Annotated in this window: 24 protein-coding genes; 10 read left to right on the forward strand and 14 right to left on the reverse strand. The window is 70.3% G+C overall.

All coding sequences use genetic code 11. The features are described from left to right. Window positions 1–936 (forward strand): 2-hydroxyacid dehydrogenase, encoded by a 936-nt coding sequence (locus DEJ25_RS11720; protein WP_220033212.1) that lies wholly within the window; start codon window positions 1–3, stop codon window positions 934–936. Window positions 937–981: 45 nt separating this feature from the next. On the opposite strand, the gene DEJ25_RS11725 is transcribed toward DEJ25_RS11720, so the two are convergent. Together DEJ25_RS11725 and DEJ25_RS11730 are read right to left on the reverse strand one after the other, a co-directional pair. Continuing rightward, window positions 982–2,130 carry a beta-propeller fold lactonase family protein gene (locus DEJ25_RS11725; RefSeq protein WP_111044784.1) on the reverse strand — a complete coding sequence of 383 codons (1,149 nt, stop codon included), beginning with the start codon at window positions 2,128–2,130 and terminating at the stop codon, window positions 982–984. Continuing rightward, window positions 2,127–2,444, reverse strand: coding sequence for a chorismate mutase (locus DEJ25_RS11730; protein ID WP_110904041.1), 318 nt, complete (start codon window positions 2,442–2,444; stop codon window positions 2,127–2,129). Before DEJ25_RS11730 ends, DEJ25_RS11725 begins: the two co-directional genes overlap by 4 nt. Window positions 2,445–2,522: 78 nt before the next feature. On the opposite strand from DEJ25_RS11730, the gene DEJ25_RS11735 reads away from it, so the two are divergent. Further along, window positions 2,523–2,927 (forward strand): DUF1304 domain-containing protein, encoded by a 405-nt coding sequence (locus DEJ25_RS11735; protein WP_258366485.1) that lies wholly within the window; start codon window positions 2,523–2,525, stop codon window positions 2,925–2,927. 245 nt (window positions 2,928–3,172) lie between these two features. On the opposite strand, the gene DEJ25_RS11740 is transcribed toward DEJ25_RS11735, so the two are convergent. After that, the gene (locus tag DEJ25_RS11740) at window positions 3,173–4,186 is read right to left on the reverse strand and encodes an iron-siderophore ABC transporter substrate-binding protein (protein WP_258366167.1); all 1,014 of its coding nucleotides are present in this window, start codon (window positions 4,184–4,186) and stop codon (window positions 3,173–3,175) included. Between the two features lie 75 nt (window positions 4,187–4,261). Between DEJ25_RS11740 and DEJ25_RS11745 the strand changes: the two genes are divergently transcribed. Beyond that, window positions 4,262–5,128 (forward strand): shikimate dehydrogenase, encoded by an 867-nt coding sequence (locus DEJ25_RS11745; protein ID WP_111044785.1) that lies wholly within the window; start codon window positions 4,262–4,264, stop codon window positions 5,126–5,128. Between the two features lie 153 nt (window positions 5,129–5,281). Here DEJ25_RS11745 and DEJ25_RS11750 read toward each other — a convergent pair whose 3' ends face one another. Together DEJ25_RS11750 and DEJ25_RS11755 are read right to left on the reverse strand one after the other, a co-directional pair. Continuing rightward, window positions 5,282–5,662: a YchJ family protein gene (locus DEJ25_RS11750; RefSeq protein WP_110904947.1), complete on the reverse strand. Its 381-nt coding sequence runs from the start codon at window positions 5,660–5,662 to the stop codon at window positions 5,282–5,284. A 225-nt stretch (window positions 5,663–5,887) separates the two neighbouring features. After that, window positions 5,888–6,313 (reverse strand): organic hydroperoxide resistance protein, encoded by a 426-nt coding sequence (locus DEJ25_RS11755; RefSeq protein ID WP_111044786.1) that lies wholly within the window; start codon window positions 6,311–6,313, stop codon window positions 5,888–5,890. 192 nt (window positions 6,314–6,505) lie between these two features. On the opposite strand from DEJ25_RS11755, the gene DEJ25_RS11760 reads away from it, so the two are divergent. Both DEJ25_RS11760 and DEJ25_RS11765 read left to right on the forward strand, forming a co-directional pair. Beyond that, a complete protein-coding gene (locus DEJ25_RS11760; protein WP_111044787.1) occupies window positions 6,506–7,180 on the forward strand; it encodes a hypothetical protein in 675 nt (224 codons plus the stop codon). 52 nt (window positions 7,181–7,232) lie between these two features. After that, complete coding sequence (locus DEJ25_RS11765) at window positions 7,233–7,901, forward strand: maleylpyruvate isomerase N-terminal domain-containing protein (protein ID WP_181427422.1); 669 nt, start codon at window positions 7,233–7,235, stop codon at window positions 7,899–7,901. On the opposite strand, the gene DEJ25_RS11770 is transcribed toward DEJ25_RS11765, so the two are convergent. Beyond that, window positions 7,886–8,512 (reverse strand): NAD(P)H-dependent oxidoreductase, encoded by a 627-nt coding sequence (locus DEJ25_RS11770; RefSeq protein ID WP_111044789.1) that lies wholly within the window; start codon window positions 8,510–8,512, stop codon window positions 7,886–7,888. The two genes, DEJ25_RS11765 and DEJ25_RS11770, sit on opposite strands and share 16 nt — an antisense overlap. Window positions 8,513–8,578: 66 nt before the next feature. Here DEJ25_RS11770 and DEJ25_RS11775 point away from each other — a divergent pair, with 66 nt between their 5' ends. Further along, complete coding sequence (locus DEJ25_RS11775; protein WP_111044790.1) at window positions 8,579–9,310, forward strand: SOS response-associated peptidase; 732 nt, start codon at window positions 8,579–8,581, stop codon at window positions 9,308–9,310. Between the two features lie 60 nt (window positions 9,311–9,370). Here DEJ25_RS11775 and DEJ25_RS11780 read toward each other — a convergent pair whose 3' ends face one another. Next, window positions 9,371–9,598, reverse strand: a complete 228-nt coding sequence (locus DEJ25_RS11780) for a hypothetical protein (protein WP_146240678.1) — start codon at window positions 9,596–9,598, stop codon at window positions 9,371–9,373. 96 nt (window positions 9,599–9,694) lie between these two features. Between DEJ25_RS11780 and DEJ25_RS11785 the strand changes: the two genes are divergently transcribed. Then, window positions 9,695–10,222, forward strand: a complete 528-nt coding sequence (locus tag DEJ25_RS11785; protein ID WP_111044792.1) for a hypothetical protein — start codon at window positions 9,695–9,697, stop codon at window positions 10,220–10,222. Window positions 10,223–10,349: 127 nt separating this feature from the next. Here DEJ25_RS11785 and DEJ25_RS11790 read toward each other — a convergent pair whose 3' ends face one another. Continuing rightward, complete coding sequence (locus DEJ25_RS11790) at window positions 10,350–17,156, reverse strand: Ig-like domain-containing protein (protein WP_111044793.1); 6,807 nt, start codon at window positions 17,154–17,156, stop codon at window positions 10,350–10,352. Between the two features lie 322 nt (window positions 17,157–17,478). Continuing rightward, complete coding sequence (locus DEJ25_RS11795; RefSeq protein WP_110904938.1) at window positions 17,479–17,802, reverse strand: hypothetical protein; 324 nt, start codon at window positions 17,800–17,802, stop codon at window positions 17,479–17,481. Window positions 17,803–18,086: 284 nt separating this feature from the next. On the opposite strand from DEJ25_RS11795, the gene DEJ25_RS11800 reads away from it, so the two are divergent. From DEJ25_RS11800 to DEJ25_RS11810, 3 genes are all read left to right on the forward strand, one after another. Continuing rightward, window positions 18,087–18,629 carry a VanZ family protein gene (locus DEJ25_RS11800; protein WP_111044794.1) on the forward strand — a complete coding sequence of 181 codons (543 nt, stop codon included), beginning with the start codon at window positions 18,087–18,089 and terminating at the stop codon, window positions 18,627–18,629. Window positions 18,630–18,710: 81 nt separating this feature from the next. After that, complete coding sequence (locus tag DEJ25_RS11805; protein ID WP_111044795.1) at window positions 18,711–19,871, forward strand: ATP/GTP-binding protein; 1,161 nt, start codon at window positions 18,711–18,713, stop codon at window positions 19,869–19,871. Further along, complete coding sequence (locus DEJ25_RS11810) at window positions 19,868–20,221, forward strand: hypothetical protein (protein WP_111044796.1); 354 nt, start codon at window positions 19,868–19,870, stop codon at window positions 20,219–20,221. The genes DEJ25_RS11805 and DEJ25_RS11810 overlap by 4 nt, the downstream gene beginning before the upstream one ends. A 266-nt stretch (window positions 20,222–20,487) precedes the next feature. On the opposite strand, the gene DEJ25_RS11815 is transcribed toward DEJ25_RS11810, so the two are convergent. The 5 genes from DEJ25_RS11815 to DEJ25_RS11835 form a co-directional block, all read right to left on the reverse strand. Then, window positions 20,488–21,045: a hypothetical protein gene (locus tag DEJ25_RS11815; RefSeq protein ID WP_110904933.1), complete on the reverse strand. Its 558-nt coding sequence runs from the start codon at window positions 21,043–21,045 to the stop codon at window positions 20,488–20,490. Window positions 21,046–21,491: 446 nt separating this feature from the next. Beyond that, window positions 21,492–23,312: a DUF4012 domain-containing protein gene (locus DEJ25_RS11820; RefSeq protein WP_181427423.1), complete on the reverse strand. Its 1,821-nt coding sequence runs from the start codon at window positions 23,310–23,312 to the stop codon at window positions 21,492–21,494. A 39-nt stretch (window positions 23,313–23,351) separates the two neighbouring features. Further along, window positions 23,352–24,323, reverse strand: coding sequence for a GDP-L-fucose synthase (locus DEJ25_RS11825; protein WP_111044798.1), 972 nt, complete (start codon window positions 24,321–24,323; stop codon window positions 23,352–23,354). Then, the gene (gmd, locus tag DEJ25_RS11830; RefSeq protein WP_111044799.1) at window positions 24,323–25,351 is read right to left on the reverse strand and encodes a GDP-mannose 4,6-dehydratase; all 1,029 of its coding nucleotides are present in this window, start codon (window positions 25,349–25,351) and stop codon (window positions 24,323–24,325) included. Before gmd ends, DEJ25_RS11825 begins: the two co-directional genes overlap by 1 nt. Before the next feature lie 32 nt (window positions 25,352–25,383). Next, window positions 25,384–26,295, reverse strand: coding sequence for a beta-1,6-N-acetylglucosaminyltransferase (locus tag DEJ25_RS11835; RefSeq protein WP_111044800.1), 912 nt, complete (start codon window positions 26,293–26,295; stop codon window positions 25,384–25,386). Window positions 26,296–26,386: the final 91 nt, after the last annotated feature.

Genomic DNA, 26,386 nt, shown 5'->3' on the forward strand with positions numbered 1-26,386 from the left:
GTGCCGATCGTCACGCTGCCCTTCCAGGAACTGGTCGACGGCTTCGGCCCGGTCCCGGACGGCATCGAGTTGGACGTCTGGGACGTCGAGGCTCCGTACGAACGGGCCGACGAGGTCGCCATCGCCTTCCTGCCGTTCTACTTCGGCGGGCGGCACCGGTGGCAGTTCGTGCACGACCTGCCGAACCTCGAGCTGCTGCAGCTGCCGAGCGCCGGGTACGAGTGGGCGACCCCGCACGTGCCCGGTCACGCTCATCTGGCGAACGGCCGCGGGATCCACGACGACGAGACGGCCGAGCTCGCCGTCGGGTTGGCGCTGACCTCGCTCCGTGAGATCGCCGCGTTCCAGTTCGACCGCGCCGAGCAGCGGTGGGACTCGCGGGAGACCCGTTCGCTCGCCGATCGCCGCGTCACGGTCGTCGGCTACGGCGCCATCGGGTCCGCGATCGCGACCCGGTTCGAGGCGTTCCGCACCCGGGTCACCGTCGTCGCCCGGACCGCGCGGCAGCAGGACGGCCGGCGGGTGCACGCGTTCGGCGAACTGCCGGAACTCGCGCGGACCACGGACGTCCTCGTGCTCATCGCGCCGCTCACCGACGAGACCGAGGGGCTGGTGGACGCGGACCTCCTCGCAGCGCTGCCGGACGGCGCCCTCGTGGTGAACGTCGCGCGTGGCAAGGTCGTCGACACCGACGCACTGGTGGCGGAACTCCGCTCGGGCCGGATATCGGCGGCGCTCGACGTCACCGACCCGGAACCCCTGCCTGCCGACCACGCCCTCTGGACGACGCCGAACACCGTGCTCACGCCGCACGTCGGCGGCAACACGGACCTCAGCGTCCCGCGGTCGCTCGACCTGATCCGACGCCAGGTCGCGGCGCTGGCCGAGGGGCGTCCGTTCGAGAACGTCATCGACCTGCCGGTCCCCCAGGGCTGACGGCCGCAGGGCTGACAGCCGCAGCGCCGACAGCCCCCGGACGTGCTACCCCAACGGGATGACGCACGTCGGGCTGCCGACGGCGATCTGCCCGACGGCCTCCCCCGGCACGCCGTCGTCCCCGACCGGCAGCACCGCCACCGCATCCGAGTTCTGGTTCGCGACGAGCAGGTACCCGGGCACCCTGGCGAAGTGGCGGGGCCAGGCTCCCCCGGCCGACGCTGCCCCGACGACCCGGAGCCCGTCGTCGGCCGTGTCGAGCACCACGATCTGGTCGCGGCCGCGGACGGCGACGGTGACCAGGCCGCGCTCGTCAACCTCGATGTGACTGAGGAGCGACGGGACACCGGGTCCGTCGAACACCGGGGTGGCGCAGACCTCCCGGAACGTCCCGGACTCGTCACGGCGGAGGCGGTACACCCGTCCGTCGAGCTCCCCGGCGACGACCAGATCGCCGCCCAGGTCACCGCCCGAGTCACCGCTCAGCTCGCCGCCCACCGAACCGGAGACCCAGGCCATGTGCCGCGGTCCGGCACCGGGGGTGAGGCGGTGCACGCGGAGCGGCTCGATCGACACCGAGCCCGCATCGGCCTCGATCCGGAACTCGTGCAGGGCATCGCCGCCCAGGTCGGCGACCAGCACGGTGCCGTCTGGTGTGGCGATGGACTGGTGGGCGTGTGGGCCCTCCTGGCGCTCCTCGTCGGGGCCGGTCGCGTCGGGCAGGGCCTCGGTCGCGAGTGCCGCGTCGGGCAGCGCGGCGGACACCCCGGCACCATGGCCGCCGACACCGTGCACGAGGCCACCAGCAGCAGCTCCGCCGTGCCCGACCCCGCCGGGCACGCCATAGGCCTCCGCCGCTACGAGCGAGACCGCGGTCACCGTCCCGGAGCCGTAGTTCGTGACGACGAGCGCTCCCGAGGGGTCGACCCGCACGTGGCAGGGTGCATCTCCGCCGGCGGGGGCGTCCCAGAGGTGCTCCAGAGCGGAGCCGGTGCGACGGAACGCGTGCACGCCACCGTCGACCGTCTCGGAGACGGCGTACACCCGGTCGCCGTCGACGGCGAGGAACGACGGATCGTCGAGCACCGCGACCGTCGACACGACGTCACCGTCGACGATGGAGATGCCGGTCGCGTTCCCGCCTCCGGTCGCCGTGTACGAACCGATCAGCAGGTGCAGTGGCGGCAGGGTCACAGTTCACCGACGGCGATGCGCTCGTGGTGGTGGATGACCTCCGCCACGATGAAGTTGAGGAACTTCTCGGCGAAGGCCGGGTCGAGGTGGGACTCGGCAGCGAGGGCACGCAGCCGTGCGACCTGGATCTGCTCGCGCGAGGGGTCGGCCGCCGGCATGCCCGCCGCGGCCTTGAGGTACCCGACCCGCTGCGTGTACTTGAACCGCTCCGCGAGCATGTGGATCACGGCAGCGTCGATGTTGTCGATGCTCTGCCGGATGCTCTGCAGCTCGGCCACGGCGTCGTCGTCGGTCGTCCCTCGGGCCTCGTTCATGGTCAGAGCCTACTGATCGCGGTCGTTCCCGACGAGATGTGACCGCGGGGCCGTCCCGTTGCTGGGAGGATGGTCCTCATGACGGTTCTGCTGGCGATCTCCGGTGTCTTCGCGGTCCTGGCGGGCCTGGTGCACGCGTACATCTTCTTCCTCGAGTCCCTCGCATGGACGAGCCCTCGGGTCCGACGCATCTTCAGCATCTCGAGCGACGCCGAGGCGCAGGCGACCCGCTCCCTCGCCTTCAACCAGGGCTTCTACAACCTGTTCCTGGCAATCGGCGCTGTCCTCGGTGTCGTGCTGGTGCTCGCCGGCAACGGTGCGACCGGCTGGACGCTCGTCGTCTTCTCGTGCGCGAGCATGCTCGGTGCCGCCGTCGTCCTCGCGGGCACCGGCCGCAAGTACCTGCGCTCCGCGTCGATGCAGGGCGCGTTCCCGCTGCTCGCGCTCCTGTTCGCGTTCGTGGGTTCGTCCTTCGGGTCCTGACCCGCGCCTCCCGTCCGGCACGCGCGCAGCGCCCGGCCTGGAGGCCCGCCCCACCTCCGCAGGACGCCCCGCCGCCCGACGCCCCATCGGCCCCGGCAGCGTGGCTGGCCCGGCAGCGCGGCTGGGTCCACGCACAACAGGAACCGGCCCGCACCACGACATCTCGTGGTGCGGGCCGGTTCCTGTTGTGCGGGTCCGGCTGGCGCCGCAGCCGCAGCCGCAGCCGCGCCGCGCCGCGGCCGGCGTCAGCCCAGCTTCTTCGCGAACTCGTCCGGCAGACGCTGCAGCGCCCACTCGATCGCCGCGGTCGTCCCGAGCGAGAACGCCGTGGAGACGTCCGAGTCGTCGATGACGATGGAATGCCCCGCCTCGACCGAGGGCACCTTCTGGAACAGCGGGTCCGAGGACGCCTTCGACGCGTCGACGTAGATCGGCAGCACGACGGTCAGGTCGGCGTCGAGCAGGTCGAGGTTCTCGTTCGACAGCGAGACCGAGAACTCCTTGCCGGCGGCCTCGTCGATCGCCTTCGGGATCGTGAAGCCGAGGTTCTGCATGAACGTGGCGCGGCTGTCGCGGGAGGCGTAGACGCCGAAGCCCTCCGACGTGTACGCGCCGATCGCTGCGGTCTTGCCCTGGAACTCGGGGTGCGCCTTGCGGGCGGCGGCGTAGGAGTCGTCGAGATCGCTGAGGAGCTTCTTGCCCTCGGTCTCCTTGCCGAGCGCCTTCGAGATCATGTCGACCTGCTCCGTCGTGGAGGCCAGGTAGTTCTCGCCGCCCTTCGGGATCGCGACCGTCGGGGCGATGGCGGACAGCTTGTCGTAGCGGTCCTTGTCCCCCGAGGACTTCACGTCGAGGATCACGTCGGGCTTCAGCTTGAGGATCTCCTCGTAGCTGGGCTCGAGCGTGTTGATGATCTTCGGCGCCTTGTCGTACGCACCCTTCAGCCAGGGGCCGACGCCCTCGCCACCGAAGGCGAGCCAGTCGCTGGCCCCGACAGGCTGCACGCCGAGTTCGAGCGCCGTCTCGGCGTCTCCCCAGCCGAGGGCGACGACGCGCTTGGGCGCCGAGTCGATCGTCGTGGTGCCGAGACCGGTGGAGATGGACACCGGGAACGCACCGTCGGACGAACCGGCGGAGGACGACGAGGACGAGGGGCTCGACGAGGAGCAGCCGGCCAGGACGAGCGAGGCTGCGACGACGGCACCGGCCGCGGCGAGCACGCGCCCGAGGCGACGCTTGGGGAGGGAGGTACGGATCACGAAGGGTAGCCTAACCTAAGCGCTCCTCCCCCGGGAGGCTCGTGTGACGCCCGTGGATAGGCTGCGCCCGTGGCCATGACCTTCCCCGACGCCGACCGCACCCAGCTCGCCGTGCTCGGCTCCCCGATCGCGCACTCGCTCTCCCCCACGCTGCACGCTGCGGCCTACGACGTGCTCGGGCTGCCGTTCTCGTACGGGAGGCACGAGGTCGCCTCCGGTGGGCTCGCTGCGTTCGTCTCGGGGCTGGGTCCGGAGTGGCGCGGCCTGAGCCTCACGATGCCGTTGAAGCGCGAGGTGCTGCCCTTGCTCGACCGGACGACCCCGCTCGTCGACGAGCTCGGTGTCGCCAACACCGTCGCGTTCCGTCGCGAGGGTTCGTCCATCGTGCTGGCGGGAGCGAACACCGACGTCGCCGGGATCGTCCGCCCGGTCGCCGCACTCGGTCACGTGCCGGGTGAGGCGACGGTCCTCGGCGGCGGAGCGACGGCGGCGAGCGCCCTCACCGCCTCACTCCGGCTCGGAGCCTCCCTTGTGCGGGTGTTCCTGCGCGACACCGGCAAGGCGGGTGACCTGGTGCTGCTCGCGGCCCGACTGGGGGTGACGATCGAGGTGCACGACCTGCAGGACCTCGCCTCGGCGGACCCGATGGGTTTCGTGGTGTCGACCCTGCCGGGCGGTGCTGCTGACCACCTGCCCATCGTGCCGTCCGGCCCGGACGCGGTGCTGTTCGACGTGGCGTACGAGCCGTGGCCGACCCGGGCCTCGACGGCGTGGACGGCCGCGGGCGGTCGGGTGCTGAACGGCCTCGACATGCTCAGCGAGCAGGCGATCGGGCAGATCCGCTTCTTCCTGACCGGGGACGAGGACGAGCTGCTACCGGACGAGGCCGAGGTCCGCCGGGCGATGCGCGCTGCCGTCGGCTTGCCGGAGACGATCGGCTGACGGGCGGCGCGCAGGCGTTCCCGAGACGGGCCCGTCTGCACGCGACACCGCCGAGCAGCTGAGACGCCCCCGACGTCGGAGGCGTCTCGGGCACTCGGCGGCGTCACGCACAGACGCCGGCGTCTCACACGCACCAGTGGGGGCCAGCGACCCTCAGACCACGACGCCGTCGACGTAGTACCAGTGCCCGCCCTCGCGGACGAAGTCGCTCGTCTCCTCGAGCGTCCCGCGCTCGGTGTCGGAACGCCACCACGCGCGGAACGTGACGGTGCCCGAGGAGTCGAACGGGCCTCCCGACCGGGTGCCGACGACGTCGAGCCGCGTCCAGCGCTGCCCGGGGTCCAGGTCGACCGACGCCGGCCGGGTACGTGGGTGCCAGCTGCGCAGCAGGTACTCGGGCAGGCCGAGCGCGAAGGCCGAGAACCGCGACCGCATCAGCCGCTCGGCGGTCGGTGCAGGAGCGCCGGCGTGGAGGGGGCCGCAGCACTCGTCGTAGGGGTTGCCACTCAGGCAGGGGCAGCGGTCGGTCGGCACCGCACCAGCCTAGGCAGCCCCCGCCCGCCGCCGCACGGCCTCAGGACGCCCCCGTGTGCGCGAGACGCCCCTGTCTGCGCGAGACGCCCCCGTCTGCGCGAGACGCCGCTCCGGACGTGAGACGCCGCCAGGTACGGAGGCGTCTCGGCATCAGCACGGCGTCTCGACCAGACGCCGGCGTCTCACCTCCACCCGCAGACGCCCGCACCCCCGACGCGGCCGGACCTAGTCGACGAGCGACAGCGTCACCGTGATGTTCCCACGCGTGGCGTTCGAGTACGGGCAGATGGTGTGCGCGAGTTCGACCAGCCGCTGCCGCTCAGGTCCGGCGACGCTCGGCGCGTAGACGTCGAGCTCCACCGCCAGACCGAACCCGCCCGAGCCGTTCCCGCCGATGCTGACCTCGGCGGAGACCTCGGCGCCGGCGGTGTCCAGCGTCAGCTCGCGGCCGGCGGCGTGCAGGGCGCCGAGGAAGCAAGCCGCGTACCCGGCGGCGAAGAGCTGTTCGGGGTTGGTGCCCTCGCCGCTGCCGCCCATCTCCTTCGGCGGTCGGGTGTCGAGGTCGATCCGGTCGTCCTCGGTGCGGACGTGTCCGTCGCGGCCGCCTCCGGTGGCGTGGGCGGCAGCGGTGTAGACGATGTCGAGACTCATCCGACCAGATGACCGGGAGTGGCTGGACACTCGCGGAGGGGGCCCGGGAGCGGGCTGTTCACCGGCTCGGCCCGCGCACCGCGCCGGGCGTGTCCGGCGTCAGGAGGCTCAGCCGGGCCGGTCGTGCAGGAACCGTCCCCGGTCACCGGACGGGCACGAGCCATGCGCAGCGCGAGCGGGTAGACATGGCACGTGTTCAGACTGGGGTGGCAGGTGTTGCGTGCGCGGTTCCGTGAGGACGTGTCGCTGGAGCGCTTCCGCCGGGCGGTGACGTTCGGGCTCGTCGTCGGCGTCGTGGCAGGGGTGGTGCTCGGGGTGACCGCAGCACAGACGGGATGGGCCGGCGCGGGGACGGCGCGCTCCACCGTGGTCGTCGTGTCCACCGCACTGGCAGCCGGGCTGCTGACGATGTCCTGCTTCCCCGTGAAGCAGACCGCTGACCCGCCGGCCACCATCAACGGCAGGCAGGTGCGTCCGGACACGATGCGTCTTGCGCGCGACTCCGTCCAGCGGTACCTGCGTCGACGCATGCCGCAGGTGCTCCCCGAGGACCGCGACGCCGTGCTGCAGGACACGACCCTGATGCGACGGACCCTGGTGGTCGACGTCGTCCGAGCGAGCCCCGGACTGATCGGCGTCGCACTGCTCGCGATCACGGCGCTGGTCGTGAGCGACGGGCGAGGGCTCAGCTTCATCATCGTCGCGGGGTACACCTCGCTCATGCCGACGTACGTCACCCGCCTCGGACGAGCGGAGCGGGCTCACCGGGCCGCTACTGCCCTCCCGCCGTCCGAGCTCAGGTCGACCACCCCGACCGGCCGCAACCGCTTCCCGTCGGGCTCGAAGGTCGGCCTCCCCGACGACTGACCGGACTGCGAGCACCTGCCACGGCAGCCACCTGCCACGGCAGGATGAGCACGTGGAGACCCGAGCACTCTTCGCCGCGACCGCCCAGTCGTTCGTGGACCTCGTCACCGCGCTGCCCTCCCCCGTGGCGGATCCGGCCCTCTGGTCGTCCCCCGCGCTCGGAGTCTGGGACCTCCGGGCGCTCGTCGGGCACACGAACCGTGCCCTCGTGACGGTGTCGACGTACGCCGCCACCACGATCGAGCACGGCGCGGATCCGTCCACGTCCACGTCCGGAACGGTCCTCGACGACGCGGCCGAGTACCTCCAGGCTGCGACCCGCACGGCGACCGACCCGGACGAGGTCGCTGCCCGCGGTGTCGCCGCCGGCGCAGCACTCGGCACCGACCCGGAGGCCGCGGTGACGGCCGCTCGCGACCAGGCCCTGGTTGTCCTCGCGGCGGTCCCGTCGGGCACCCGCATCTCGGTGGTCGGCGGTCTGCTCCTGCCGGTCGAGGAGTACCTGCGCACCCGCATCGTCGAGTTGGTCGTGCACGGCGGCGACGTCGCACGCGCCGCGACGGCAGCCGGTGCTCCCGTCTCGGCCTCCCCGCCGGTGGAGGCGGTGGTCGCCGCCACCCTGCTGCTCGCCGAGGCCGGGGCGCGCCGCGGCGACGGCGCGCTGCTGCTCGCCGCCCTGACCGGTCGGGGTCCCCTGCCTGCCGGCTACTCCGTGCTCTGAGCGTCGGCACCGACGACGACTGCAGCACCGGTGACGGCCCGTGCGATCCGATCGACGGCGTCGTCGACGAGGGCTCGGCGGGTCACGTCGTCGTCCTGTTCGGACTCGAACACGAACGCCGTCGCTCCACGGACCGCCCCGCAGTAGTCGACGATCCCGTGTTCGATCTGCGTCCGGATCGCCTGCTCGTAGCCGTGCCGCTCGTACGTCCCGGCAGCGTCACCGGCGACCGGCAGCAGGTGCACGGTGAGCCGCCCGAGGTTCCGACGCGTCCCACCGGCCGGGTCGACGTCGAACGCCCAACCGTTGACGAAGACGCGGTCGACCCAGCCCTTCAGGAGCGCCGGCATCGACCACCAGTAGACGGGGAACACCAGCACGAGGTGGTCGCTGGCGTCGAGGCGCTGCTGCTCGCGGACGACGTCGTCGGGGAGCGCACCGGTGCCCCGGTAGGCGTCCCGGTCCGCCGGACGGAACCGCGGGTCGAACCCCTCGGCAGCGAGGTCGACCAGCTCGACCTCGCCGGGGTACAGGGCGTCCTGCAGCTGTCGGGCGATGCCCGCGGTGAGCGAGTCCGGATCGGGGTGGGCGGTGACGATGAGGGTCTGCACGGCCGTCAGTCAAGCGGACCAGGCTGAGCCCGTACCGACGTCGGGGGGTCCGGGCACACTGGTCGCATGTGTGGCCGCTTCGTCGTCTCCGACACCACCGCTGACCTGCTCCCCGAACTCGTCGGGGAGCTCGCCGCGCGCACCGAGCACGTCGACGAGGACACCGGCGAGGTCCGCGCCGGCCTCGCGCCGAGCTGGAACGTCGCTCCGACCGACCCCGTGTACGCGGTCCGGCAGCGGCACGGGCAGCGCGAACTCCCCCGGATCAGCTGGGGCTTCGTGCCGAGCTGGGCGAAGGACTTCCAGAAGCAGCGACCGAAGCCGATCAACGCGCGCATCGAGACCGTGGCGACGAGCGGCATGTTCAAGCGTGCGTTCGCGACGAACCGGTGCATCGTGCCGGCGCAGGGCTACTACGAGTGGGTCGTGCGTGAGGACGGCAAGGAGCCGCACTTCGTCCACGAGCCCGGCGGGGCGCTCGCGATGGCCGGTGTGGTGAGCGCCTGGCCCGACCCCACGAAGCCCGAGGACGCCCCGGACAAGTGGCGGCTGTCGCTCGCGATCATCACCCGTGACGCCCATGTCGCTCCGGGCGAGGTGCACGACCGGATGCCGGCGTTCCTCACGCCCGACGGGTACGACGCCTGGCTCGGCGACGGCGCCGGTACGGGCGACCTGCTCGCCCTGCTCGACCGTGAGTCGCTCGAGGTCGCGGCGGGCCTCGAGCAGTACGAGGTCGCCCGGACGGTCAACAGCGTGCGGAACGACGGGCCGCACCTCATCGAGCCGTTGTTCTGATCGCTCCCGCTCCGTGGGTCGAGGCTCAGGGAGCAGCGCGCGAGGGACGACGACCGACCGTCAGGGCCCCGGCGTCCCGTCGAACAGCACACCCGACCAGGCCAGGAGGATCGGCCCGAGCACGACGACGAACACGCCGACCGCCACCACCACCGCGCCGACCCCCGACACGATCGCGGTGAGCAGTCCGAGGAGCCCCACGAGTCCGAGTGCCCGACGGGCGTCCCCGCCGCCCGCCACTGCGGTCGTCGCACTGGAGAACAGGGCGCTCATCGGGTCGTCAGCCATGGCCGCAGCGTAGCCCGGCTGCCCGGGGGTCAACCCCACCCGCATCCGGGAGGTGGCCGCATTCTCCGGCCGGACGGCCGCCGCGACGATGGACACATGACCTCGACGCAGCACACCACCACGATCGACACCTCGCAGCCCACCACCCGATCCGAGCGTTCTGCCCTGACCTCCGCGGTCGGCGTCCTCGGCATGGGCGTCATCGTCCTGGCCCTCGCCGGCTGCAGTGTCGTCAAGCCCTACCTGCCCGAACAGCAGGAGCACTACGACACCTACGCCGACGCCCCCTCGAAGGCGAACTCGGAGGACCTCGCCTGGTTCATGCCCGAGTGGGTGCCGGCGGATGCGAAGGACATCGACGTGCGTCTCGACACGAGCAAGCCGGGCTACGTGATCGGCTTCACCTCGGCCGATGGTGTCGACACGAGTGGGTGCGAACCGGTCGACGGTGCGAAGGGTGGCCCGGCGATGACCGCGGGCTTCCTGCCGGAGAAGCTGCCGACCACCTCGCTCGTCACCTGTGGCGACGGGCGCCTCACGACCGAGATCGACGGTCGCTGGTACGGCTGGACCCCGGTCGAGCCGGTGGAGTCCGACGGGAACGACACCCTCCGCACCGACTGACCCGCGGCACCGCACCCGGCGCAGACGGACGGGAGGCCCGGATCACGTGAGCGTTCCCGCTCACGTGATCCGGGCCTCCCGTCCGGGACGGCTGTCTGACCGCCCCCTACCGGCGCCGCCGCGGCGCCTACCGGCGCCGCCGCGGCCCGACCGGCCCGGCCGCCCCGGCCGGCCCCTCGGCCACCATCCGCCGCCGCAGCAGCAGCGCCGCCCCGGCGAGCAGCAGCGCGAGCGCCCCGAGCCCGAGTCCGGCGAGGCCCGTGCTGCCCGTGAAGGCCAGCTGCGCCACGTGGGCAACGGCCGCGATCCCGACCGGGTAGGTGACGGTGATCGTCGCGGTGACGACCTGTCCGGCGCTGTCCTGCACGGTGTAGTCGATCGCCTCGGTGCCGTGGAACCCACGTGCCGGCGTGAAGGTGACGATCCCGTCCTCGACGTGCCAGGTGCCCGCGCCGCGGACGGCGACCCGGTCGGTCATGTGCCCGGTGTCCGGGTCGACCAGGTGCAGCGTGTCGGTGTCGAAGGTGGCGCCGCCGGTGGGGCTGTCGTTGCCGAGCGGCTCGACGGTGACGGTGCGCCCGGTCCGGCCGGTGCCCCGGTCGTCGGTGGCGACGGCCTTCGCGACGACCGTGATGGTCGCGGTCGCACGGGTGGTCTGCCCGGAGGCGTCGGTCACCGTGGAGTCGAACGTGTCCCGTCCGGTGAACCCGGCGTCCGGCGTGTAGACGTACGAGCCGTCCGCCTGCACGCGGACGGTGCCGTGCGCCGCCTTCCGGGCGAGGCTCGTGGTGAGCCCGGTGCCGGAGTCGTTCCGGAGCAGCCCGTGGCGGGCGTCCACGGCGAGCGCCGTCCCGGCGATCGTGTGACCGGAGTCGTCCGTCGCGGTGATGCCGACCGTGACGGTGACGGTGGTGTCGACGGTCTGCCCGCTGGCGTCGCGAGCCGTGTACGGCACGGTGTCGGTTCCGGAGAACCCGGCGGCCGGCGTGTAGACGAACGTGCCGTCGGCCGCGATGGTCGCGGTGCCGTGGGCGGCCGTCCCGACGGAGCTGACGGTCAACTTCGTTCCGCGGTCGTTGCCGAGCACGCCGGGGCCGCGGACGGTGACGGCCGTGCCGGCGGTGGTGCGGGCGGTGTCGGCGGTCGCGGTCGGGGTGACGTCGATCGCGACCAGGGCGACGGCGGTGTTCTCCTCGGCGTCGTGGGCCGTGTAGGTGAACCAGTCGCGGCCGGACCAGTTCGCGGGCGGCGTGTACCGGTAGGAGCCGTCCTTCTCGAGTTCGACGACACCGTGCTGCGGCTGCGCGTCGAGCGATGCCCAGAGTCCGGTGCCGGAGTCATCGGACAGCACACCCCTCGCCTTGGACATCCGGACCACGCCGTTGGTCCGCGTGGTGCTCCAGTCGTCGACCGCGACGGCGCCGACCAGGACGGTGACGGTGGCCGTCGTCGTCTGCCCGGAGGCGTCGGTCGCCGTGTAGGTGAAACGGTCGGTCCCGGAGAAGCCGGCGGCCGGCGTGTAGACGAGCCCGCCGTCGGTGCCGACGGTGACGGTGCCGTGCCTGGCGTCGCCGTGTCCGGTGACGGTGAGGCCGGTGCCGGAGTCGTTGCCGGTGAGGGCGCTGCCGGCGATGGTCAGCGGGGTCCCACCGACGGTGCGCAGGACGTCGCCCGTGGCCGTCGGAGTGACCGTGACGGTGACGGATGCCGAGGCGGTGCCGCCCGTGGGGTCCACCACGGTGTACCGGAAGGTGTCGGTGCCGGAGTACCCGGCGGCGGGGACGTACGTGACGGTCCCACCTCCGGTGACGCTCACCGTTCCGTGTGCGGCCGTGCCCACACCGCTGACGCGCAGGGTGGTGCCGGAGTCGTTCGCGGTGACGGTGACGGCGACCGGGGCGTCGGCCGTGGTGGTGGCGGTGTCGTCGACGGCCTTCGGGGCGACGGTGATCGTCACGGTGCCGGTGGTGGTCCCGCCGCTGCCGTCGGTCACGGTCACGTCGAACCCGTCCGTGCCCGAGTAGCCCGGCGCCGGGGTGTACGTGTACGAGCCGTCCCCGCCGACCTCGACGCTGCCGTGGTCGGGGGTGCCGTGGCCGGTGACCTCGAGGTCGGTGCCGGTGGCGCCGGTGAGGACGCCCTGTCCGGCGGAGACGACGAGCTGGCCGTCGGCGGTGGCGCTGGCGTCGGGCGCGGCGAGCACCGGTTCCACCGTGATGGTGAGGGGGCTCGTCGCGGTGTTGCCGATCGAGTCGGCGACGGTGACCGTGACCGTGTCGGTACCGGACCAACCGGCGGCAGGCAGGTAGGTGACGGTGCCGTCGGCGTCGACCGTCGCGGTGCCGTGCGCACCGTCGGTGACGTCGGTGACGTGCAGGCCGACACCGGAGTCGTTCGCGGTCAGCGCGGCCGTGGTCACGGTGACCGGCTGGCCGGCGCTGGTGGTGCGGGCATCCTCCCCGGCGGCGGGCCGCACGGTGACGATGACGGCGCCGGTCGCCTTCTTCCCGGAGCCGTCGGTCACCGTGTAGGTGAAGCGGTCGGTGCCGGAGAACCCTTCGGCCGGCGTGTACGTGTACGAGCCGTCGGCATGCAGGTCGAGCGTGCCGTTCGTCGGGGCACGGTCGACCTTCGCGGTCAGGTCGGTGCCGCGGTCGTTGGCCAGGACGCCGTCCGCCTTCGAGACGCTGCGCGGCGAGCCGGCCGTCGCGGTCACGGTGTCTCGCATCGCCATCGGCCCGACCACGACGATGACCGTCGCGGTCGCGGACTGCCCGGAGGCGTCGGTCACCGTGTACGTGACGGTGTCCGTCCCCGAGAACCCGGGCTGCGGCGTGTAGCGGACCGTGCCGTCGGCGCCGAGGACCACGTCGCCGTGGTCGGCGCCGCCGGCCTTCGTGACGCTCAGACCGGTGCCGGAGTCGTTGCCGAGCAGCGTGGCCGCCGGGATCGACACGGGATCGCCTGCTGCGGTCCCGACGGTGTCGGCCATGGCGACCGGGAGGACCGTGACGGTCACCGTCGACAGCCCGCTCGGGCGTCCGCTCGCGTCCGTCACCCGGTAGGTGGACGTGTCCGTCCCCGAGGTCCCGGCGGCCGGCGTGTAGGTGACCCTGCCGTCCCGCTCGAGCACGGCGCTGCCGTGTGCGGGAGCCCCGACGAGCTCGGTGTGGAGGCCGACGCCGGAGTCGTTCGCCTGGACGTCGATCGTGACCGGCCAGTTCGCCGAGGTCGTCGCCCGGTCGTCCGCGGTCGTCGGGGTGACGACGAGGGTCATCGTGGCGGTCGCCGGCGTGCCGGCGGTGTCGGTCACCGTGTAGGTGAACGAGTCGTCGCCGGAGAACCCGTCGACCGGCGTGTACTTGACGGCGCCGGTGGTGTCGTCGAGGACCAGGACGCCGTGGCCCGGTTCGGTGTGCCGGGTGATGTTCAGGTCGGTGCCACGGTCGTTGCCGAGGACCCCGGTGGCGCGGGTCGTCCGGGTGAGGGTCTCCCCGGCACGGACGGTTCCGGAGTCGTCGGTCGCGACCGGGGCGACGGTGATCCGCACGGTGGCGCTGCTGGTGTTCCCGGCGGCGTCGGTCGTCGTGTAGGTGAACGAGTCGGTGCCCGAGGTGCCGTCGGCCGGCGTGATCGTGATCGAGCCGTCCGCGCCGAGCACGACGGTGGTGCGCGTGCCGTCGGTCACGGCGGTGACGGTCAGGCCGGTGCCCGCGTCGTTGCCGGTGAGGGTGCCGGAGGTGACGACGAGCGGGCTGCCGGCCGTGGTGGTGAGGCGGTCGTCCTGGGCCTTCGGCCGCACGGTGACGGTGACGGATCCGGTGGACGTGCGACCCGAGCCGTCGGTCGCCGTGTAGGTGAAGCGGTCCGTGCCGGAGAACCCGTCAGTGGGCGTGTACGTGTACGAGCCGTCGGCGTGCAGGTCGAGCGTGCCGTTCGTCGGGGCACGGTCGACCTTCGCGGTCAGGTCCGAGCCCTTGTCGTTCGCGAGCACGCCGTCGGCCTTGGTGACCGTCAGGGTCGCGCCGGCGGTGGCGGTCGCGGTGTCGCGCATGGCCATCGGGCCGACGACGACCGTGATCGTCGCGGTGGTCGTCTGCCCGGAGGCGTCGGTCACCGTGTACGTGACGGTGTCGGTCCCCGAGAACCCGGGCTCCGGCGTGTAGCTGATCGTGCCGTCCGTGCCGAGCGTCACGTCGCCGTGGGACGTGCCGACGGCCTTCGTGACCGTCAGGCCGGTGCCGGAGTCGTTGCCGAGCAGGGTCGCGGCCGGGATCGACAGCGTCTTCGTGGCCTGCGTGGCCTGGCTGTCGTCCGTCGCGACGGGCGTCACCGTGACGGTGACGGTCGCCGGGGCGGTGGTCCGGCCGGCGGCGTCGGTCACGGTGTAGGTGAAGGAGTCGGTCCCCGAGGTACCGGCGGCCGGCGTGTACTGCACCGTGCCGTCGGTGGCGACCGCGACCGTGCCGTGCGCGGGCTGGCCGACGACCGCGGTGGTCAGGCCGGTGCCGTGGTCGTTCGCCTGCACGTCGACGACGACGGGGTGGTCGGCGGGCGTCGTCGCGGTGTCGGCCGTGGCGGCGGGGCGGACGGTGATGGTCATCGTGCCGGACGTCGTCGCACCGGACTGGTCGGTCGCGGTGTAGCCGAAGCGGTCGGTGCCGGAGAAGCCCGCGGTCGGCGTGTACGTGTACGTGCCGGTCGAGGCGTCGAGCACCAGCGTGCCGTGGTCGGGCGTCGTGGAGTTCGTGATCGTCAGGGCCGTGCCGGAGTCGTTGCCCAGGACGCCCGTCGCCCGGGTGGTGGTGCTGACCGAGCTGCCGGCGTCGACCGTCGCGGTGTCGTCCGTGGCCTTCGGGGCGACGCGGACGGTGATCGTGACGGTGTCGGACTTCCCGTTGCCGTCGGTGATCGTCACGTCGAAGGTGTCCGGTCCGGAGTAGCCCGGCGCGGGAGTGTAGGTGGTGGTGCCGTCGGTGCCGACCGAGACGGTGCCGTGCCCGGGGGAGGTGTTGCCGGAGACGGTCAGGCCGGTGCCGAGGTCGTTGCCGAGCAGCCCGGGGGCGGCGACCGTCGTGGTCTGACCGGCGGTGGCGGTGATGGTGTCCGCCTTCGCGGTCGGCAGGACCGTGATGCTGACCGTGCCGGTGATCGTCGCACCGGAGGCGTCCTTCGCCGTGTACGTGAAGGAGTCCGTGCCCGAGAAGTGGTCGTCGGGCGTGTAGGCGTACGCCCCGTTGCCGGCGAGCGTCAGGGAGCCGTGGTCCGGCGTCGAGTTGCCGGCGATCGTCAGGCCGGAGCCGTGGTCGTTGGCGAGCAGGCCGCGGGCGGCGTCCGCGGTGACGGTCGAGCCGGCGTGCACGCTGAACGCGTCGTCGGTGGCGGTCGGGGTGACCGTGATCGTCACGGTGCTGGTCGAGTTCTGCCCGCTGCCGTCGGTCGCGGTGTAGTCGAACTGGTCGGTGCCCGAGGTTCCCGCCTTCGGCACGTACGAGAAGCTGCCGTCCGTGCCGGTCATCGTCAGGGTGCCGTTGGTCGGGTCGGTGTGCTTCGTGACCGCCAGACCGGTGCCCTTGTCGTTCGCCAGCACGCCGGCGGCGGGGACCGTGAGGGTGGTGTCGACCGGGGTCGAGTAGGTGTCGAACGCGGTCGAGGCGTGCACGAGCTTCAGCGTGTTCGCGAACGTGACGACGACGTCGGTGCCGTCGGTGCCCACGGCCTGCGGGAACGTGAACGCGGCGGTCTGGCCGGACCCGGATGCGACGGCGGCGCCGCTGTTGACGTCGACGGCCTTCCACGTGGTCGTGTAGTTCGCCAGGTCGGTGGTACCGACGGCGGTCTGCGTGACCGTGTACTTCTTGCCCGGCGTGGTGAGGATCGCGCCGGCCTTCTGGTCCTGCAGACCGGTGGCGCTGCCCGTGGTGCTGGCGTTGGTGCCCTTGCTCGTCGCGGTGATGCCGTCGCCGGTGATCGCGAGCCCGAACTGGTCGGTCGCCTTCCACCGCTGGTCGACGCTCGCGCGGCCGGTGACGGTGTCGGCGTAGTTGCAGGTGGCGAGGTCGCTGGCGCTGTAGTTGCCGACGACCGGGAAGCTCCGGACCTGGGCGCCCGAGGTCGGGTCGAGCTGCATGAGCGTCGTGGTCGTGGTGGTGTTCGGCGCGGTGCCGGTCGTGACCGAGTTCGAGACGTAGAGGTAGCCGTCGGACGAGAACGCGATGCCCGGGCTGTTCGTGCCGGCCGGCAGCGTGGCGATCTCGGTGGTGGTCAGCGCCGTCGCGCCCGCGGTGGTGGGGACGGTCTCGGTGTCGACGCGGTAGACCTTGTCGGCCGCGACGACGAAGAACAGGCCGCGCGAGCTGAACGCGAAGTCGCCGTTGCCGGACTTCAGGCCGTTGATCTGCCCGACCTGCCCGATCGCTTTGCCAGTCGCCGGGTCGTACGCCATCAGGGCGCCGGTGTTGTCGCCGTAGTAGTAGAAGCCGGTGACCGGGTTGACCGCACCGCGGATGACCGGGCGAACCCTGTCGGTCGTCACCGGCGCGGACGCGGTGTTCGTCTTCGGGTCGAAGGACCGCAGCGTTGCGTTCTTGCCGTTGGCGGCGGCGAACATCGCCGCGCCCTCGCGGGAGATGCCGAGGCCGTTGTTCGCCTGCTCGCCGAGGTCGGCGACGTCGACGGTCGTGCCCTTGCTGCTCCCCGACGTGATGTCGATCGCGACGACCGAGCCGGCACTGTTCGTCGCGTAGAGCGTGTTCTGGTCGCAGACGAAGTGGCTGTCCTGCGTCGCCTGCACCGCGGCCGAGGCGGGGGCGGTCGATACGACGGCGGCGGCGCTCAGGCCGGCACCGACGAGCAGCGCGGCGCCCAGCATGGCGAGCGGGCGGAGGCCGAACGTGCGGCGGGGCAGGGCAGTGCCGTGGGGAGCAGGCAGCATCAGTCACTTTCGGGTCGAGACAGCGAACCTGGCGCGCTCGAGGACCCGAGGGAATCGGAGAACGACCGTTTGCGCCGAGCTCGATCCTGACAGCCTTGTCCGCATTGATGGGGACACGAGGCGTCCCCAATAGGGGGGACCAGCCTGAAAGAATGGGGTACAGACCCCCAGACTGGGGTCGCCCAGGGCCAACGTCGAAGCCCCGCCGGTGTTCCGGCGGGGCCTCGGTCTTGCTGTTCCGGAGGTCATGCTCCGGGTCGTGCTTGGCTGCTGCGTTCGATCCCTCGTGGTCGGGTGATCGTGATCAGACGATCAGTGCCGGTCAGTCGACCGGTCGGATGACGGACGGGAGCACGATGTGCAGACGCTCGGCGAGACGCGACTGTGCGTCCTCCAGCGAGCGGAAGTCCCCGACGTACTGGCCGAACGTGTCGGACACGAAGTAGTGCCCGTCGCGCTTGTCGACCGTGCCACCGAAGTAGCCGCCGTAGTTGGCGGACCAGAGGCCGGGTTCGACCTCGGCCCACGAGAGGGAGGCGCGGGAAGGAGTGTGGGCCACCTGGGCCTCGAGGACGGCGATCGTGTCCACCGTGTCGGTGTCCAGCGTCACCTCGACCTGATGCACGTCGTGGCTGATGATCGTCATGGCCCTGCTCCTTCACGTTCTGGGGTACATCTGCTTGCGGGTCAACGCTACGGGCGACCGCCACCGGCTACCAGCGACCCCCGTTGATTCACGGGTTCTCCTGATCCGCTCGGGTATCGAAGCCCGGAAAACCGGGACGAGACGTCACGTTTCCGGGGTACAGGGGACCAACCGGGGTACTCGCAATCTGGACCGGGTCCACAGAAGGCGGGACGGGCCTCCAGTCCGACTGTCAGCCCTGCGACGGATCCGGCCTGGAGGCCCGCCCCGGTAGCGTCGCTCCCGTGACCCCCGACCGGCCCGAGCCCGACGTGCGTGACGTGACGTCGGCTGCGGTCCGGCGGATGGCCGCCTCCGGTCGTGCGCTCCGCCGACGTGGCGGCACGAGCGCCCACGCGACCGGCCGCAGCCGGCGGGTCGCCGGGGCACTGGCCGTCGCGTACGCGGTGGCGGTGGTCCTCATCGGCTTCTGGGGCACGCCCGTCGATTCGCGGGCGCAGCCGTGGATCGATCGCCTGATCGGTGCCGCCCACCGGCACGGAGCGCCGAGCTGGTTCGGCTACCCGATGATCGAGTCGCTGGCGAACGTGGCGTTCTTCGTGCCGCTGGGCTTGCTCGTGGTCCTGCTCGCCGGTGCCCGGTGGTGGTGGGCCGGTGCGGCGGCGGGCCTGCTCGTCAGCGCCACGATCGAGACCGGGCAGGCACTGTTCCTGCCGGCACGGTTCGCGACCGTCGACGACGTCGTGGCGAACACGATGGGCGCGGTCCTCGGGGCGGTGCTCGGGGTCGTGCTGCTCGCGGCGGCGGCCCGGCGACGGCGGGGCTGACGCACTCTCAACGGCCGATCTGCACCAACCTGCCCGCCGTCGCGCGACGAGCGTCAAGGTGCACGCGCCTACGGTCGGAGCATGGCCTCGACCAGCACCACGATGGAACAGCACATCGCCGTCTTCGGAGGCAGTGGCAGCGGGAAGACCGTCCTGCTCTCGTCGTTCTACGGCGCCGCCCAGGAGCCGAAGGTCCGGCGGGCCAACCGGTACGCCGTGACCGCCGAAGACCGTGCGCAGGGCCGGACCCTGCACCGCAACTACCTCGGCATGCGCGACAGCTCCACGGTCCCGAGCGCCAACCGGTTCAGCGCCTCCGCGTACCGGTTCGTCATCGAGCCGTCCGCCGACGACCTGCCGAAGGGCCGGTCGAAGCAGAAGGCGGCGAAACCCCTGGGCATCGTGTGGCACGACTACCCGGGCGAGTGGTTCGAGGAGGACCCGAGCTCGGCGGACGAAGAGGCCCGCCGGATCGAGACCTTCCGGTCCCTCCTCAGCGCGGACGTCGCCGTCGTCCTCGTCGACGGACAGCTGCTCGCCGAGAACGCCGGAGAGGAGGAGCGCTACCTGAAGGCCCTGCTCACCGACTTCCACACCGGGCTCTACGCCCTGCGCGACGACGTCCTCGAGGACGGCAAGCGCCTGACCCGCTTCCCACGCATCTGGACGATCGCACTGTCGAAGGCCGACCTGCTGCCCGACCTGGACGTCGAGGACTTCCGCGAGCTCGTCATCGGCAAGGCCGGCGGAGAGCTCGACGAGCTGCGGAGCGTGCTGCAGAGCTTCGTCGAGGACCCCGACGCGCTCGACGTCGGTGAGGACTTCCTGCTGCTGTCGTCCGCCAAGTTCGAGCCCGGCAAGATCGACGTCACCACCCGCACCGGTGTCGACCTGCTGCTGCCGATGACCGCGATGCTGCCGTTCGAGCGCTTCGCGAAGTGGGCCTCCACCCGGCAACGCGGTGCCCAGGTCGCCGAACAGCTGCTGAAGTTCGTCGGACCGGTCGTCGGGTTCCTCGGCACGTCCAAGCTCGTGAAGTCGAACCTGGTCGGCGCCGCCGTCAGCATGATCGGCGGCGGACTCGGCTCGAGGGCCGTCAGCTTCGCCGCCAAGAAGGTCGCGAAGGTGAAGGACCAGGCCGAAGCCGAACGGGAGTTCACCACCCGGGTGCTCGCACGCTTCGCCGAGGACCTGGACCGCGGAGTCGACGACCGTGTCCTGCGCCGAGGAGACGGCGCATGAACTTCATCTGGGCCACCCGAGGCCGCACGTGGGGCTTCCGCTTCCTGTCCACCGAGCAGCCCGGCCAGGACCCACTGGTCCGCTACGAGGAGGCGTTCGCCGGCGTCCGGGACGTGCCCGCCGCGATCCGGCGGCGGACCGGGATGCTCGCCGTGCGGTTCCCCGACCCCGAAGGCCGGCAGGACCGCTCCGGTCGGCCGATCCCCCACGAGTTCGTGCTGACCCCGCCGCTCAGCGACTCGGTGCGCTCGGTCGAGGACGCGGTCGCGCAGGTGTGGCCACTGGTGCGGGAGCGCTACGCGGAGGTGTGGGAGCTGCCGAAGGCGCCGGGCTCTGTGTCCGACATGTGACGATCACCCGACAAGTTCATGAGGTTCGGCGTCCGGGGCTCCCGATCGCTCCGAAGCGCAACCTAGCGGTCGTACGGTCAGCAGGTGAACCCGAATCGCAGACAGTACCGTCGTCCCTCCGCCTTCCCGTGGTGGCTGTGGGTGATCGCGCCGCTCGCCGTCATCGGCGTCGTCGCCGTCCTCCTGGTCGTGACCTGACACGCCCCACGAACGACGAAACCCCCGGAGCCTCTCGGCGCCGGGGGTTTCGTTCAGCGAGCTGAAGCTCAGACGGTCTCGCGCTGGCGACGGACCGAGCCGCGCACGACGAGCAGGCCGCCACCGAGGACGACTGCGCCACCGGCGACCCAGAGGGCCAGCGCGGAGACGGTCGAACCCGTGAAGGCGAGGGAACCGTTGGTGCCGTTGGAGCCAGCAGCAACCGCGGCGGCGTCAGCCGGCGCGATGGTGAAGGACGCGACGCCGACGACACCGGAGGTGGCGCCAGTGGCGGTCAGGTTGTAGGAACCCGAGCCACCCACGGGGAGGGTGACGCGGACGGGGAGGGAGCCGTCGGCGCCGGCGGTGTACGCCTTCGAGACGGTGGTGACCGGCAGAGCGCCGAGCGTCGCGGAGGAGACACCGGCACCGGTGATCTGCACGTTGACGGTCTCGTTGTTCTGGAACGCGCCCTCGCTGAAGTTCACGATGACGACGCCACCGGCGACGTAGTTGCCGGAGACGACAACGTTGGAGTCGGGTGCGTAACCAGCGGCGTTGGCGGCAGCCGGCGTTGCGAGCAGTGCGGCGCCAGCCAGCACGACCGCGGCGATGAGCTTCTTCATGAAGTTTCCCCTAGTGATCTGATCTGACAGACCCTGATACCAGAGCCCTGCCTCCGCAGAAGTCAATCCCCCACAGCCAGAGATGGCGAGTGCGATTGGCGAAGTTCCCTCAATGTAGCGGACTTTCACAGTTTGTTACCACCCGTTGTGCAACGAGTGCGTGAACTGCAGCTGGATCTGCTCCCAGCCTGGACCGTGGATCGGACCGCGAGGCGACCTCCTTAGGGCTCACAGCGCACGAAATCCCAGATCAGTGGATGCATTGGGCGATCAAGGAACGGATCTTGCCGCTCGATGGGAAGGCTTCACACCCGCACAGGTCAGCCAGGACCCCCCGGAGTGGGGGTCCTGCAGAACCGCGGTATGCGGCGACTCACCGATCACACCTGCACTTGGGACGGGGTCTTCTGCCCCTACAGTTCGCGATCCAGTTGCCGCCGGTCGACTCAGCCGACCGGGACCGGCTTCGCACAGTCGAACTGCAGCGGCTCGACCTTCGACTGCCGTACGCCGGGCGTGGACTCCGCCTGCACGCCGGCCTTTGCGTACTTCGCGTCGCCGAGGAACGCCACACGGAACGTGGTGCTCTGCCCTGGAGCGAGAAGTGTCTGCAGTTGCGCGACCGGGTGGTCGCCGTCCACGGTCGTCTGCAAGCCCGCCGCCTTGCCGTCCTGCGAAGCGCCGAGGTAGATGGCGTTCGCCGGTGCGTAGACCGCGACGAGCGTCTTGATCTTTCCGGGCTCGGTACCGAAGTCGCCGCCACCAGTCACGTACCGAGGCAAGCTCGTCGCCGCGTCCGCGGGAGCCGCGTTCTTGAGCGTCACTTCGACCACCGAGGTTGGCCGACCGTCCTTCCGGCACACGGAGCTGCCGACCGAGATCTTCTTGTCGAGGTAGTAGTCCATCTTCGCGGCCGTGCCGTCGTTCAGGTAGACGCCGAATTCACGAGTCTGCTTCGACGCCGTCGGCAGCGTGCCCGCCACCGCCGTCCCCGCGATCCGCTGCTGCTCGGCCTTGTCCGCGCTCCACAGGCGGACACGGCCTTCCCGCGTGCCGTCGGTCAGGGCGGTCACGAGCTTCTTCGCGTCGAACCCTCCGCTGGACACCTTGTCGAACACGGCACTCGCTGCCGAGGCGAAGAACGCGTCCTGAACAGTCGGGTCCGGGTACTTCGCATAGACGTCGCTGAGCAGCAGCTTCACGGCATTGTCCGACGTCAACGTGTCTCCGGTCGCCAGCTGCACCGCCCCGGTCGCGCGGAGGATGTAGCTGAGCGTCACGGGGTCGATCGCCAGCACCCCGTCGACCTGCTGGCCGAACTTCTGCTTCCACATCTCACGCGCGAGGGCGCCGGTCACGTCGAACCGCGGCGTCAGGTTGACGTCCTGCATGTACCGGCCGGTGATGTCGCCGTAGAGGCTCTCGGTGTCCGGCGTCAGCGGGAGGACCGGCTTGTCGTACGGCCCGAAGGACGAGCCGGCTGCCTGATCACCCAAGCTGATGGCGCCGTCCTTGGCCTGCAGGAGTGCCACTGCACCCGGGATACCGCCGCCGGCGCGGAGCTCAGCGTTGTTTTGAAACAACAGGACGTAGTTCCGATCTTCGTCATGCCCGAGCATGGCCGGAGCCAGCTGGACGACCTTGTTCGCCGTGACTGCCTGCTGCGAGACAGAACTCAGAGCGTTGCGGAGCCGGTTCACGGCGGCGGTGACCGGCGAGAGCGTCGCGGCGGTGTCGATCTTGGCTGCAGCAGAGTCGGCCCCCCTCAGGGTCGTCGTCGCTCGGGCCACGGCGGGCTGCGCGTCGACGAGGGGCTGCAGGTCGATCCGTCCGTTCTTCGGGGCGAACGCCTCGGTGTTCAGATCACCGATGACTCGAGCGACCGGGCGGACCGCTCCGGTCGCGACGTCGTCGACCACGACAGCTATCTCGCGGACAGCGCGGAGGTTCGTCCCGAAGAACGGTGTGTGCTGCGCAGCACCCCACACCGGGTCCCCCGTCAGGCTGCGCGCCGATCCCGCGTTGTCTTCCAACTCCTGCGCGGTCCGCTTCGCAGCTGCGGAGTCGCCGGTCGTGATCTGTGACTTCAGCGTGTCGACGAGACTCACCGAGCGCTCGAGGTGCTGCTTGGCCAGCAGCCCTCGGACACCGACCCAGACGACGGCGGCGAGCAACAGCAGAACGATCGCGAGGACGATCCACAGCACGACACGGGCCCCAGACCCCCGGCGTGCAGCAGTACGTCGCGACTCGGGAAGGTCGGACATGGCACCAATCCTAGGGTCGGGCATGTCCGACCTGCCTCGTCACTGCCGGATTGAGTCCACGTGGGTGCGGTACCAGGCGATGGTGCTGCGTAACCCTTCCTCAAGGCCGATGCCCGCCGTCCACCCGGCGTCCGCGAGCTTCGAGACGTCGAGGAGCTTCTGCGGGGTGCCATCGGGCTTCGACGTGTCCCAGACCGTCTCACCCTGGAACTCGACGATCGACGCGATCGTCTCGGCGATCTCCTTGATCGTCACGTCTGACCCGGTGCCGACGTTGACCTGCTCGGGCCCGTCGTAGTGCTCCATGAGGTGCAACACCGCGGCCGCCATGTCGTCGACGTGCAGGAACTCGCGCCGCGGCGAGCCCGTTCCCCAGTTCTCGACACGTTCGGCACCGGACTTCGCCGCTTCGTCGTACCGACGGATGAGCGCCGGCAGCACGTGTGAACCGGTCGGCGAGAAGTTGTCGCCGGGGCCGTAGAGGTTGGTCGGCATCGCCGAGATCCAGTGCTTGCCGTACTGCCGACGAACCGCCTGGACCTGCATGATCCCGGCGATCTTCGCGATGGCATACGCGTCGTTGGTCGGTTCCAGGTGCCCGGTGAGCAACGAGTCCTCGTGGATCGGCTGCTCTGCGAACTTCGGGTAGATGCATGACGAGCCGAGGAACATCAACCGCTCGGTGTCGTGCTCCACCGCAGCATCCATGACGTTGACCTGGATCTGCAGGTTCTCACTGAGGAAGTCGTGCGGGTAGGTGTTGTTCGCCATGATGCCGCCGACCTTGGCAGCCGCCAGGACGACGTACCGGGGCTTCTGCTCGGCGAAGAACGCGAAGACTGCGTCGCGGTCCTTCAAGTCGAGCTCTGCCGAGGTGCGGCCGACCAGGTCCGTGAAGCCTTCGGCCTCGAGCTTCCGCCACACAGCCGATCCGACCAGTCCTCGATGACCCGCGACGTAGACACGTCCGGATCGGTCGAGCGGGCCCGGCGTGAAGTCACCGTCCGACATCAGGACTCCCAACTCGCGAGGTTGACCTTGTCGATCCACGGGCGACCCTCGTGCTCGAGCGCCTCGATGTCTGCGTCGACCATGATGCGGGCGAGCTCCCCAGTGTCGACCGTCGCTTCCCAGCCGAGCTTCTCCTTGGCCTTGGACGCGTCGCCCACGAGAGCGTCGACCTCGCTCGGACGCAGGTAGCGCTCATCGAAGCGGACGTGGTCTTCCCAGTTGAGACCGGCGTGCGAGAACGCGGTCGAGAGGAAGTCCTTCACCGTGAAGTCGCCGCCGGTCGCGAGCACGAAGTCGTCCGGCTCGTCGGCCTGCAGCATCCGCCACATGCCCTCGACGTACTCAGCGGCGTAGCCCCAGTCGCGGACGGAGTCGAGGTTGCCGAGGTACACGTGGTCCTCAAGGCCCGCCTTGATACGCGCGACCGCTCGCGTGATCTTGCGCGTCACAAAGGTCTCACCCCGCCGGGGCGACTCGTGGTTGAAGAGGATGCCGTTGACCGCGAACATCCCGTACGCCTCGCGGTAGTTCCGCGTCACCCAGTAGCTGTAGACCTTCGCGGCGCCGTACGGGGAGCGCGGCCAGAACGGCGTCTCCTCGTTCTGCGGCGGCGGAGTCGCACCGAACATCTCAGACGACGACGCCTGGTAGAAGCGGGTGTGGATGCCCGACACTCGTACGGCCTCGAGCATTCGCATGGTGCCGACACCGGTCACGTCACCAGTGTGCTCCGGCTCGTCGAACGAGACCCGCACGTGCGACTGGGCGGCGAGGTTGTAGACCTCGTCCGGCTTGAGTTCGCTGAGGAGACTGACGAGACGCGCACCGTCACCGAGGTCCCCGTAGTGCAGGAACAGCTTGGCGTCCGGGTTGTGCGGGTCAACGTACAGGTGGTCGATCCTCGACGTGTTGAATGTCGAAGCGCGCCGAATCAACCCGTGCACCTCATAGCCCTTGCCAAGGAGGAGTTCGGCGAGATACGAACCGTCCTGGCCAGTGATGCCGGTGATAAATGCTTTCTTCTGCAAGGCTTTTCTTCTCCCAGTTGAATAGGCTAAATTCATCGCGAACGGAGTCGCTCGGTTTTGATCTTGTCGCGCAGGCCGTCGCTCTGGCCAGACACGACCTTCCGGATGAAGTATTTGTCGCTGCTGGCAACTTCAGGCCAGTCATCGATGTCAAAAACACGCACCAGCGTTGGATCGATCAGGTGAAGATTGGCATACCGCCAGTTGCCAGGTCCCCGATACTCCTCAAATCCCCCTGCGGGAGTCGACCGCGCGAAGCGAGTTCGCATGATCAACGACTGGTAGAACTTCTCCTCTGGGCAAAAGACCGCTTCAAAGTAACGCTCGACTTCCACCGTGACCAAATCCTCCATTGCACGCATGCACTCGGCTGTCACCGCGAAGTGAGTGCCTCCGTGCCCGATCCGCAGACCATCGGGAACCGGTGGGAGGCGTTTGCGGCTAAGCGGACCGTCCAAAAGCCGGATGATCGCGTTTCGCAGCTTCCGCAGCACCTTATTGCCGGTCTGTCGCGACAGGAGCGCCATGTCACGATGATGGGTTCGATCGATCTGCCAGAAGTACTTCGGTTCACTCTTCGCGATCTCGAAAGCCCGCAGATACTGCCGTCCCTGGTGCACCCGTAGGTGTTCTACCAGTTCCGCCAACGGACGCAGAGGAAAGTCCGAGCCAGACAACATGACCAAGTAATCGTCATCTTCGGCCACGCGAAGAGCCTCATTCACGAGCATTCGAATTGCCCGAACCTGCGAGTAACCACCCCAATTGACCTGCACGCGTTCAACGAAAGTAACGTTTCCGTAGTCACGTACTGCCGCCGCGAACTTCTCGATCCCAGCTTTGGCGTCGACGTGCACGATCACGGGGGAAGGCTGAAGGGCAGCCACAAGCTCCCGCAGGTTCTCGGCATCTTGAAAGGTGTAGACGAGGAAGATCGGCTTCATTTCAACCCTTCGCCGAAGACGTCACGTTTTCTGACCTTGATCAGGTACGAACTGCTCATCACCCTCATCGCTACGATCGATGCCATCGATT

Origin of the sequence: Curtobacterium sp. MCPF17_011, assembly GCF_003234145.1 — a bacterium.
Lineage (GTDB): Bacteria > Actinomycetota > Actinomycetes > Actinomycetales > Microbacteriaceae > Curtobacterium.

Coding starts and splice junctions, on each gene's coding strand:
- DEJ25_RS11775 (WP_111044790.1), top strand. CDS start 8,579: ATGTGTGGCCGCTTCGTCGTCTCCGACACCACCGCTGACCTGCTCCCC.
- DEJ25_RS11790 (WP_111044793.1), bottom strand. CDS start 17,156: ATGCTGCCTGCTCCCCACGGCACTGCCCTGCCCCGCCGCACGTTCGGC.
- DEJ25_RS11745 (WP_111044785.1), top strand. CDS start 4,262: ATGACCTTCCCCGACGCCGACCGCACCCAGCTCGCCGTGCTCGGCTCC.
- DEJ25_RS11820 (WP_181427423.1), bottom strand. CDS start 23,312: ATGTCCGACCTTCCCGAGTCGCGACGTACTGCTGCACGCCGGGGGTCT.
- DEJ25_RS11815 (WP_110904933.1), bottom strand. CDS start 21,045: ATGAAGAAGCTCATCGCCGCGGTCGTGCTGGCTGGCGCCGCACTGCTC.
- DEJ25_RS11780 (WP_146240678.1), bottom strand. CDS start 9,598: ATGGCTGACGACCCGATGAGCGCCCTGTTCTCCAGTGCGACGACCGCA.
- DEJ25_RS11825 (WP_111044798.1), bottom strand. CDS start 24,323: ATGTCGGACGGTGACTTCACGCCGGGCCCGCTCGACCGATCCGGACGT.
- DEJ25_RS11835 (WP_111044800.1), bottom strand. CDS start 26,295: ATGAAGCCGATCTTCCTCGTCTACACCTTTCAAGATGCCGAGAACCTG.
- DEJ25_RS11730 (WP_110904041.1), bottom strand. CDS start 2,444: ATGAACGAGGCCCGAGGGACGACCGACGACGACGCCGTGGCCGAGCTG.
- DEJ25_RS11755 (WP_111044786.1), bottom strand. CDS start 6,313: ATGAGTCTCGACATCGTCTACACCGCTGCCGCCCACGCCACCGGAGGC.
- DEJ25_RS11785 (WP_111044792.1), top strand. CDS start 9,695: ATGACCTCGACGCAGCACACCACCACGATCGACACCTCGCAGCCCACC.
- DEJ25_RS11805 (WP_111044795.1), top strand. CDS start 18,711: ATGGCCTCGACCAGCACCACGATGGAACAGCACATCGCCGTCTTCGGA.
- DEJ25_RS11795 (WP_110904938.1), bottom strand. CDS start 17,802: ATGACGATCATCAGCCACGACGTGCATCAGGTCGAGGTGACGCTGGAC.
- DEJ25_RS11735 (WP_258366485.1), top strand. CDS start 2,523: ATGACGGTTCTGCTGGCGATCTCCGGTGTCTTCGCGGTCCTGGCGGGC.
- DEJ25_RS11810 (WP_111044796.1), top strand. CDS start 19,868: ATGAACTTCATCTGGGCCACCCGAGGCCGCACGTGGGGCTTCCGCTTC.